Below are 7,156 nucleotides of genomic sequence, written 5' to 3' on the forward strand. Positions count from 1 at the left end.
CGCGAGCGGACGGCAAAAGTACCCACCGCAGGGGCGGCACGAGTGGCCAGAATGATCGGCAGGATTACCCACAAGCGGCCAGAAAGACCCTGATGAGCGCCACTCGCGACCGCCTGCCGGCCCTGGGCGAGCAGCCCGGTGAGATCGTGTTGCAGTCCCCGCCGATGCTGCCGAAGGGCTCCTCCGGCGGAGCCATGCAGCTGCTGATGTTCATGCCGATGATGCTGGGCATGGGCGCCATGTCGTTCGTCTACATCGGACGCGACGGCGGGGTGATGACCTATATCTTCGGCGCGTTGTTCCTCACCGCGATGGCGGGCATGGTCGTGATGTCGCTCGGACGTGGTGGCGCGGCGAAGAAGGCGCAGATCAACGAGGAGCGCCGCGACTACCAGCGCTATCTGACCGGTTTACGCGGCCAGGTCCGGGAGATCGCGGATAACCAGCGCGCGGCCATGGCGGCGTTGCAACCCGATCCGGCGGATCTGTGGGCGTACATCGAGACAGGGAAGTTGTGGGACCGCCGCCGGTCCGACTCGCAGTTCGGGCAGGTGCGGGTCGGGACGGGGCCGCAGCGGCTCGCGACGCCGCTGAAAGCGCCGCAAACCGTGCCGCTGGAAGACCTCGACCCGGTGTGCTCGACGAACCTCAAGCACTTCATCCGGACCTACTCGACGGTCGAGGGACTTCCGGTCGCGGTCTCGCTGCGGTCGTTCGCGCAGGTCACGCTGTCCGGCCGTCGTCCGGACACGCTCGGGACGGCACGGGCCATGCTGACCCAGCTCGCGACCTTCCATTCGCCAGGTGACCTGCGGATCGTGCTGTGCGTGAAGAACGACCGGCTGCACGACTGGGAATGGGCGAAGTGGCTGCCGCACGTGGCCTCCACCGCCGCCGACGCCGCCGGTCCGCGGCGGCTCGTCGACGCCGACTCCGGGAAGCTCGCCGATCTCCTCGGCCCCGACCTCGGCGACCGGCCCGCGTTCACCAGGCGGCCGGACTCCCGGCAGGACCTGCCGCATGTCGTCGTGATCGTGGACGGCGGGCACACTCTCGGCGACACGCGGCTCGTCGCGGAGGAGGGCAGGCTCGGCGTCACCGTCGTGGAGGTCGGCACCGAGCAGCCGCGGTCGGTGTCGTCCGAACGGTTGCTGAGCCTGCACATGAGCCCGGAGCAGCTGGGGATGGTCGTCGGCGACGGGACCGAGCAGCGGCTCGGTTTCCTCGGCACCCCGGACACTTTGGACCGCGGGGCGGCTGAAGCGCTGGCCCGGATGCTGACGCCGCTGTTCCAGGGCGCGGCCGTGGTCAGCGAGGCGCCGATGTCGGCGACGTTCGGGCTGGGCGGGCTGCTCGGCATCGGCGACCCGCGCGACACCGACACCGCGGTCACCTGGGCGCCGCGTTCGGCGCGCGACCGGCTGCGGATCCCGCTGGGCATCAACCCCGAGGGCCGGCCGGTCGACCTGGACCTCAAGGAGTCGGCGGAAGGCGGGATGGGCCCGCACGGGCTGGTCATCGGCGCGACCGGTTCCGGGAAGAGCGAGCTGCTGCGGACGCTGGTCACCGCACTCGCCGTCACCCATTCGTCGGAGAAGCTCAACCTCGCGCTGATCGACTTCAAGGGTGGTGCGACCTTCGCCGGGATGACCGGGCTGCCGCATACCTGCGCCGTCATCACCAACCTGTCCGACGATCTCGCGCTGGTCGACCGCATGGCGGACGCGCTGAACGGCGAACTGTTGCGGCGTCAGGAGCTTCTGCACGCGGCCGGGAACTACGCGTCGGTGCGGGACTACGAAAAGGCCAGGGAATCCGGCGTCAACCTGCGGCCGATGCCGTCGCTGCTGGTGATCATCGACGAATTCAGCGAGCTGCTGTCGTCACGGCCGGAGTTCATCGACCTGTTCGTCGCGATCGGGCGGCTGGGGCGGAGTCTCGGGATCCACCTGCTGCTGGCGTCGCAGCGGCTGGAGGAGGGGCGGCTGCGCGGGCTGGACTCGCACCTGTCGTACCGGATCGGCCTGCGGACGTTCTCCGCGTCGGAGAGCCGCGCGGTGCTCGGTGTCGCGGACGCCTACCAGCTTCCGCCCGTGCCGGGTTCGGCGTATCTGAAGTCCGACAACGACACCCTCATCCGGCTCAAGGCCGCGTACGTCTCGGGGGAACTGCCGCCGCGCAGCAAGATCGTGCGCAAGGACGGCCGGAGTCTCGGGCTGATGCCGTTCACGCTGGCGCCGGTGGAGATCCCGGTGACCGTCGAGGCGGAAGAACCGGTCGAGAAGGGCACCGGCGAGACGATCATCGGCGCGATGCTCTCGCGGCTCGAAGGCAAAGGACCGGAGGCACACCAGATCTGGCTGCCGCCGCTGGCCGAACCGCCGACGCTCGACCAGTTGCTGCCGCCGCTCGGTGAGGATCCCGAACGCGGCCTGTGCCCGCTGGGCTGGGGCGGCAATGGCAAGCTGATGATCCCGGTCGCCCTGGTGGACAAGCCGTTCGAGCAACGGCGCGACATGCTGTGGGCCGATTTCTCCGGTGCCGCCGGGCACGCGCTGATCGTCGGGGCGCCGCAGAGCGGCAAGAGCACCCTGATGCGCGACATCGCCGCGATGCTCGCCCTCACGCACACCCCGGCAGAAGTCCAGCTGTTCGTGCTGGACATGGGCGGTGGCGCGCTGGCGCCGATCGCCGGGCTGCCGCACGTGTCCGGCTACGCGACGCGGCGCGACGCCCAGCGCTGCCGCCGGGTCGTCGCGGAGCTGACGACCTTGCTCGAACAACGTGAGGAGTTCTTCTCCGCCAACGGGATCGAGTCGATCACCACGTTCCGCCAGCGGCGCGCGGAATTCCAGGAGAGCACGGAAGGCCGCGAATTCGGCGACGTCTTCCTGTTCGTGGACAACTGGACGACGATCCGGCAGGAATACGAACAGCTCGAGGAACAGATCACCAGCCTGGCGTCACGCGGGCTCGGGTTCGGGATCCACGTCGTCGTCTCGATCAACCAGTGGATGGGGATGCGGGCGCCGCTGCGCGACGCCATCGGCACCAAGTTCGAACTGCGACTGGGTGAACCGGCGGACTCGCTGATCGACCGCAAGATCGCGCAGAACGTCCCGGCGGACAAGCCGGGGCGCGGGCTGACGGCGGACAAACTGCACTTCCTCGCGGCGCTCCCCCGGATCGACTCGGATCAGCGCCCGGACACGGTCGGCGCCGGCGGACTGGATCTGAACCGGCGGATTTCCGCGGCGTGGAAGGGCAAGTCCGCACCCGCGGTGCGCCTGCTCCCGTCCGAAGTGCCGCTGGACTCGTTGGAGGCCGGGCCGCGCAAGCAGGTCACGCTCGGTATCGCGGAATCGAATCTGCGGCCGGTGTACCTCGATTTCGCCACCGAACCGCACTTCGTGGCCTTCGGCGATGTGGAATCCGGCAAGAGTTCGCTGCTGCGCGCGATCGCGCAAGGCATCGTCGCGAAGTACTCGCCCGCCGAGGCCGCGATCATCGTCGCCGATTACCGGCGAGGGATGCTCGGCGCGGTGCCGGAGTCGCATCTGCTGGGCTACGCGGGTTCCGAGACCGCGCTGGCCGGGCTGATCGACCAGTGCCAGCAGGCCATGCGGAACCGGCTTCCCGGCTCGGACGTCACGCCGGAGCAGTTGCGCAATCGGTCATGGTGGCGCGGGCCGGAACTGTTCGTGCTCGTCGACGACTACGAAATGGTCGCGACCGTCGGCCGGAACCCGTTGCAGCCGTTGCTGGAGTTCCTGCCGCAGGCACGGGACATCGGCCTGCACCTCGTCGTCGCTCGCGGAAGCGGCGGTGCCGGACGTTCGCTGTTCGAGCCAGTGCTGCAACGGATTCGCGAACTGGGTTCGCCGGGGATCGTGATGTCCGGTTCGCGGGACGAGGGCGCGCTGCTCGGAGACGTGAAGCCGGGACCTCAGCCCGCTGGGCGGGGTGTGCTGGTCTCGCGGCGGCATGGGACGGGGCTCGTTCAGGTGGCTTGGACGAAGCCTGTGGAGGATTGAGGCGCACGGTCGTAACCTGTGACGAATGCAGTGGACGACGCTACTGGCCACACTTGTCGGTGCGGCCATCGCCATGGGAACCGCACTGGCGGTTCAGGCCCGCAAGGACCGAAACGACGTGGCGGCCGAGTGGCGGCAGATCCGGCGCGAGGTGTACATGACCTTCCTTTCCTTGTTGGCGAAGACGCGCAGCGAATTGTTGGCGTTGTCCAAGAAAGGCGACCTGACCGAAGCCGAACTCGACGAGACGGCACGTCAGGTGTTCGCGCCGTGCTACGAGCAGCGGCACCATTTGGAACTGGTCGCACCGCCTGAAGTGACCACGGCCGCGCTGACCTACTTCCGGACCGTGCGCGGCTTGCGCAACGTGGTGGCCGGGGGCAAAGGCGTCACCGATCCCGAATGGGAAGCCAACGCCGGAGAGTTGAAGCGCACCCGGGAGTCCGTGCAGGAAGCGATGCGGGAGGACTTGCGGCGGAGGTGACGGCCGACCGACACGGTGCTGCGTAACCGGTCTCTCCGGTACGCGGCCCCGAAGGGTTTCTCTTCAGAGGGTCAAGCGGGCGTACAGGGCGGCGAGTTCGGTATCGGACAGACCGTTGTCGAGGAGGAAGTCGGGCATCTTCAAGGCTGCGATCGTCGAGGTCAAAGATGCTTCGAAGGTGGTGTCGCGGGCGGTGAGGAGTTCGGTCACAGCGGCGAGTTGGTCACGGAAACCGAGTTCGTCATACCGTCGCTTCATGCGGTCGTAGGTCAGCAGGTAGTCGGCGATGATCTCGTCCGGCGCCGCTCCGGCCAGCGTGAGCACCACGAGGGCCAGCAGCCCGGTTCGGTCCTTGCCACCGGCGCAGTGGAACACCACGCACCCCGGTGCGGCGTTGGCGATCGCCCGCACGGCGGTGACCACCGGCTCGGGGTGTTCGACGAGCATCGCCGGGTAGTACAGCGGCGAAGCCAAGCTGTCGATCTCTTTCCACTGCTCGTAAAACGGTGTGCCGACCGGATCCTGTGGGACATACACGGTCGCGATCCCCGGTGGTCTCGGCGCGCGCTCCGGCTCGCGCTCGTCGGGATCGCGCAGATCGATCACGGTGCGGACCCCGTGCGCCCAGGCCGCCGCCCACCCAACCTCACTCAAGCGCGTCGGCGCCTCCATCCGGACCACCGCACGCGGTCTGACCCGCCCCAGTCCGCCCAGGTCACGAACGTTGACGCACCCGTCCCAAGAAAGCTCTCTGCCACCGGTCATAGTCACAAGACGCGTCACGCCCGCTCTCGGTTGGCCTCTTTGTCAGGCTGCCGTGGGGGCTCGGCCCGAGCCGCACCTGGTCGCCGCGGCAGACCAGCCGGCGGTGGCGCGATTTACCAGGCGTTGTTCGTGCAGGCGAAGGGGACTTTGCGGGCGGAGGTGGCCGAGGGGTTACGTCAGGGAAGGATCAAGCGACGGGCCCGGTCGCGAGGGGCGGAGTTGCGGGGCAAGATCAAGGACATGGTCCTGATCAGCGAGCGGCCGGCCGAGGACCGTGCCGTGCCGTGCCGGGTTTCTGGGAAGGTGATCTGATCGTGGGCGCGAACAATCAGTCACAGGTCGCGACCTTGGTCGAGCGGAGCACTCGATTTGTCATGCTGGTGCGTATTCCTTACGATCGCACGGCCGAGAACGTGGCCCCGCGACTGGCCGCCAAGATGAACACCTTGCCTGACGTTTTCAAAAACAGTGTCACCTGGGACCAGGGTGGCGAGATGGGCCGCCACAAGCAGTTCACCATGGCGACGGGCATGCCGGTGTATTTTGCGATCCGCGTTCACCCTGGAAACGGGGCAGCAATGAGAACACCAATGGATTGCTGCGCCAGTATCTCCCCAAGGGAACCGACCTCTCCGGATATTCCCAGGACGAACTCGATGACATCGCGGACGAACTCAACGACAGGCCGCGGCAGACCCTGGGATGGCTCAAGCCGGTCGAAGCATTCAGCAAAGTGTTGCTAGACTAGAGGTGGTGCACTCACCAGTTGAAACCATCCCCCACATTCAGTAGCGATCGAACTCATGTTCGAGTATGATCATGGGCATGACCACAACTCTTGCTTTTAACCTGAAAACCGCTCGCTTTCTTGAGGCCGCGTTCGATGAGGAGGTTCTGCTTCGTTAGGCGCAGGGTCGTCAGGTGCGTGCGTTAGCCGAATTCGCCGCTGTCGGCGGGTCGCGAAGATCGGTGACCGAGGAGGTGGCTTTGCGCTTCTCGGTCTCCCGCAATCAAGCGTTCCTGCTCGTCGAAACCTCTTGTGCTCTGGTCGCTCGCCTGCCGAACACGTTGGCGGCGCTGGAGAAAGGTGACATCGACCTGTACAAGGCGTCGAAGGTCTCCCAGCTGACTCGGGAGGTGACGGACGAGGTCGCCGGGCAGGTGGATGCTTGGATGGCCCAGCGGCTGGCCGGTCGTGTCCCATCGGCGATCCGCCGATCGGTGAGCCTTGCGGTGCAGAAGTTCGACCCCGACGGCTATCGGGAACGAGCCGCGAAGAAACGTGCTGTGCGGCAGGTGTCACTGATCCACGACGACGAGACCATGTCCACGCTCTCGGGTCACCTTCCGGCGGAAGTCGCCAGCTCGATCTACGCCTCGCTGTGTCGGGCCGCGCAGGCCCTCCGAAACAAGGACAAGTCCCGCACGCTGGATCAGCACCGCGCTGATATCTTCGCCGAACGGCTGCTGGCCGAAGACGGCCACGGGAAACCTCGCGCGCACATTCACGTCTACGTGGATTTCCTGACCCTGACCGGTGCGCGTGACGATCCCGCAACCCTCGCCGGGTACGGGCCTATCCCGGACTGGCTGGTCCGCGAGATCGCCTCCGACCCCGACTCGACCTGGTCACGGTTGATCACCGACCCCGCAACCGGTCAGCTCCTCGAAGCCGGCGCCGACAAGTATCGATCCCCGGCCTCCCTGGCCCGGTTGATCAAGGCCAGGGATCGGGAATGCACCCACCCCGGCGTGCGCCACGAGGCGCTGTCAATCAATGTGGAGGTGAAAGACCTGCACCATTGTTATGTCGCATCATAGCGGTGATAGCTGAGGGCAGCGGAACCAGGAGACGCTGGGGAAGCGGGAGCAG

At 67.0% G+C, this 7,156-nt stretch carries 3 protein-coding genes and 2 pseudogenes; 4 read left to right on the forward strand and 1 reads right to left on the reverse strand.

Translation table 11 applies throughout. The features are described from left to right. The first annotated feature begins 92 nt into the window (after positions 1–92). The gene (gene eccCa / locus ACLARN_RS26870; RefSeq protein WP_409494230.1) at positions 93–4,034 is read left to right on the forward strand and encodes a type VII secretion protein EccCa; all 3,942 of its coding nucleotides are present in this window, start codon (positions 93–95) and stop codon (positions 4,032–4,034) included. Positions 4,035–4,059: 25 nt separating this feature from the next. Further along, positions 4,060–4,518 carry a hypothetical protein gene (locus ACLARN_RS26875; protein WP_409494231.1) on the forward strand — a complete coding sequence of 153 codons (459 nt, stop codon included), beginning with the start codon at positions 4,060–4,062 and terminating at the stop codon, positions 4,516–4,518. A gap of 63 nt (positions 4,519–4,581) precedes the next feature. On the opposite strand, the gene ACLARN_RS26880 is transcribed toward ACLARN_RS26875, so the two are convergent. Next, positions 4,582–5,283 carry a tyrosine-protein phosphatase gene (locus ACLARN_RS26880; protein ID WP_409494232.1) on the reverse strand — a complete coding sequence of 234 codons (702 nt, stop codon included), beginning with the start codon at positions 5,281–5,283 and terminating at the stop codon, positions 4,582–4,584. A 314-nt stretch (positions 5,284–5,597) separates the two neighbouring features. Here ACLARN_RS26880 and ACLARN_RS26885 point away from each other — a divergent pair. Both ACLARN_RS26885 and ACLARN_RS26890 read left to right on the forward strand, forming a co-directional pair. Next, positions 5,598–6,031 (forward strand): annotated as a pseudogene (locus ACLARN_RS26885) (IS30 family transposase). 221 nt (positions 6,032–6,252) lie between these two features. Then, positions 6,253–7,035, forward strand: a pseudogene (locus tag ACLARN_RS26890) (DUF222 domain-containing protein); the annotation flags it as partial. Positions 7,036–7,156 lie beyond the last annotated feature (121 nt).

Origin of the sequence: Amycolatopsis sp. cmx-11-12 (assembly GCF_046269425.1) — a bacterium.
Lineage (GTDB): Bacteria > Actinomycetota > Actinomycetes > Mycobacteriales > Pseudonocardiaceae > Amycolatopsis.

Excerpts from the sequence above, each read along its gene's own strand:
- eccCa (WP_409494230.1), top strand. The coding sequence starts at position 93 with ATGAGCGCCACTCGCGACCGCCTGCCGGCCCTGGGCGAGCAGCCCGGT.
- ACLARN_RS26875 (WP_409494231.1), top strand. The coding sequence starts at position 4,060 with ATGCAGTGGACGACGCTACTGGCCACACTTGTCGGTGCGGCCATCGCC.
- ACLARN_RS26880 (WP_409494232.1), bottom strand. The coding sequence starts at position 5,283 with ATGACCGGTGGCAGAGAGCTTTCTTGGGACGGGTGCGTCAACGTTCGT.